The 2,572-nt window shown below is 27.0% G+C and carries 3 protein-coding genes; all 3 read right to left on the bottom strand.

What is annotated here, in order from left to right:
• Positions 1 to 165: 165 nt before the first annotated feature.
• A complete protein-coding gene (locus ASC36_RS10155; RefSeq protein WP_055426380.1) occupies positions 166 to 387 on the bottom strand; it encodes a hypothetical protein in 222 nt (73 codons plus the stop codon).
• A 543-nt stretch (positions 388 to 930) separates the two neighbouring features.
• Positions 931 to 1,659 (bottom strand): hypothetical protein, encoded by a 729-nt coding sequence (locus ASC36_RS10150; protein ID WP_055426379.1) that lies wholly within the window; start codon positions 1,657 to 1,659, stop codon positions 931 to 933.
• A 20-nt stretch (positions 1,660 to 1,679) separates the two neighbouring features.
• Positions 1,680 to 2,507, bottom strand: coding sequence for an RHS repeat-associated core domain-containing protein (locus ASC36_RS10145; protein ID WP_055426378.1), 828 nt, complete (start codon positions 2,505 to 2,507; stop codon positions 1,680 to 1,682).
• Positions 2,508 to 2,572: the final 65 nt, after the last annotated feature.

Raw genomic sequence — 2,572 nt, 5'->3', positions numbered from 1 at the left:
TAGGGATTCTTCCTAATAGTCATAAGGGTAAATGTAATTATTTTTTAAGTGTTATAAAATATTTTTTTATCTTTTTGTTTAAAGTTTTTCTTCTTCTTTTAGGAAATTAATTTCTAGTAAAAACCCCGCTAGTTGCGGGGTTTTGTTTTATTTACATTTATGGGGTTAACTGAATAGTTCTCGCAGAAGTATAAATATACCGCCTACTATTCCTACTCCACTCATAAAATATAAACCCAATCTATTTGATTTAGACATAGCGGATTCATTAACTCTATCTTCTTTTTTATCTCCATACTTTATCATATAAAATAATGTTTCTACGCCTAATATAAGCAAGCCTGCTCCACAGATTCCTGCCTGATGTTGTTGTATCCAATCTTCCATAATTATTTACAGTTAAATATTATTTTGTTTTTTATGGGTTATTAGGTGTTTTTTTATTAACATCCGTTGGAGGGGTGGAATTTTGACTTTGAAAGATCTCAGCAGCTGCTTTATCTACTGCTTTAATGGTCATATCCACGGTTTGTGTTAATATGTCTTTAGTGGCTTTACTTGCCCCCGGTAGTTTATCTATCTTTTTATTAATTAATCGTTGTCCTCCTTCAATTAACTTTCTCTTGGATTATCACATCTAATACCGTAATAATATATTTTTTCAAATAGCTCATTTAGCTAAATTAGCTTTTTAATACTTAATTTTAAAATTTATTTATCTTTTTATCATACAAAATTATATTTTTTCTCAACTCCCTTTGTAATCTTGCTATCTTGACAATAATATACTAAACTCACAGGGCAATACCAATGGCACACTTTCAGCACTATTGTAATTATTAGACTTCTTATCTGTAAGAATAATATTATCTAAAAATAGAAATCCACTTAGTAGTGGATTTTTGTTAGTATTCTAAAATAATTATATAATTATTCTTGTAATATTTCTTTTAAACTTCTATACGGAGATTTAAATCTATAACTCCCATCTTCTTTAAGTTCTATAATTGGTGACAAACTCATTATATATAAATTATTAGATATATCTCTAAGAAAAATAAGACTTGATTCTCCATCAAATCCAACGTATCCAAAATCATTTTTATTAAAATCATTAAAAGATAAATCAATATTTGATGAATTAATTATATATTCAATTATATCTTTTGATATAATGTTTTTTGATAACATCTTATTTTTTAAATATACATTTACTTTACTTATTTGAATAATTGGTAAAATGGATACATTATAAAAAATCGCAGAAGTTTCATTAGTACTTACTACAGTTTTGGCTATAATATCATTTCTATTAAATAAAGAATTTCTATCAAGAAAAGGAATTGATGAAAAGTATATTATATCTTGCATAGATTTATTTGTAGATAATTGACCTACTTTAGTAATAGATAAGTAATATGTACTGTCTAACAAACAAGATATCCCTAAAAAATGATCTTTTAAATAATATTCTGCTTCATAAGTTAATCTATTTTCTGAAATATTAATCAATGAACTTACTTTGAATTTATGACTTTCTTTAATTACTTGTAATTTACTATATGAAATATAATAATAGATAATATTATAAATAAAATAAGCAATTATTAAATAAACTGTCAGTTTAAGTATTTTAGTATAAGTTCTGTGAGTAATCATTTTTATATAATAATAATTAATTAGTGCATTTCCTGTCCTTGATTACTAGATCCAAAAATAGTAGTGTATAAAGATGGTTGTACAATAGTTGGTGGTAATATCCTACGTAAACCATAATTTATCGTTCCTATAATCAAACTTACAGGTTTTATTCCTACGCTAAAACCATTGGAATTATTATCTTTATTTATATTCTCACTTCCATTAAAATATATTTCACTATTCAAAATATCTGCATTTAAGTTAACTCCTATATTTAAATCTAAACGACCTAAAAGGGAAACCCCAACTCCTGCTCCTAAACTTTCTTTAGTGACTTCTACATTACCTTTAAATATATTTAAATCTACTTGATAGTCTTGGGAGATTTCACGTATTCTTTGTGATATGTTTTTAGTAATTTTATTATCTATATTTAATATCCCTGCATTCCCAATTGTTGAAGAACTATATGTTGTAAGTGTCGCAAATATATTTTTTGGTAATATATCAACCTTAGTTGAAATAGTTTCTGTATTTGTAATATATTTATTGTTAGAAACTCTTCGTTTTCCCGTAATAACTATTTCAGGCAGGTCTGTCGGATCTTCAGGATCAATTCCTTCTCCTTCTAAGCCTCGAGGATCTATATACTTAATCGGATTCTGGAATGTATACGCATACGGCGATACATTCGGGTACTTTTCTGCCAACGGATCCACGCTCAACCACACACTCTCCCTCGGATTATAATACCTAGCGCCGTAATAGTACTCATCCAATTCAGCTCTGCGTGCGTTTTTTTCGTCTAAAGCCGAGAGATTTTTCCTTAAAAATAGTGAATAATAGGGATTCTTCCTAATAGTCATAAGGGTAAATGTAATTATTTTTTAAGTGTTATAAAATATTTTTTTATCTTTTTGTTTAAAGTTTT

Origin of the sequence: Apibacter mensalis, assembly GCF_001418685.1 — a bacterium.
Lineage (GTDB): Bacteria > Bacteroidota > Bacteroidia > Flavobacteriales > Weeksellaceae > Apibacter > Apibacter mensalis.
This window is presented reverse-complemented; position numbering and strand designations above follow the sequence as displayed.

Bases quoted from the DNA above. Each gene is read 5' to 3' on its own strand.
- ASC36_RS10155 (WP_055426380.1), bottom strand. From the start codon at position 387: ATGGAAGATTGGATACAACAACATCAGGCAGGAATCTGTGGAGCAGGC.
- ASC36_RS10145 (WP_055426378.1), bottom strand. From the start codon at position 2,507: ATGACTATTAGGAAGAATCCCTATTATTCACTATTTTTAAGGAAAAAT.
- ASC36_RS10150 (WP_055426379.1), bottom strand. From the start codon at position 1,659: ATGATTACTCACAGAACTTATACTAAAATACTTAAACTGACAGTTTAT.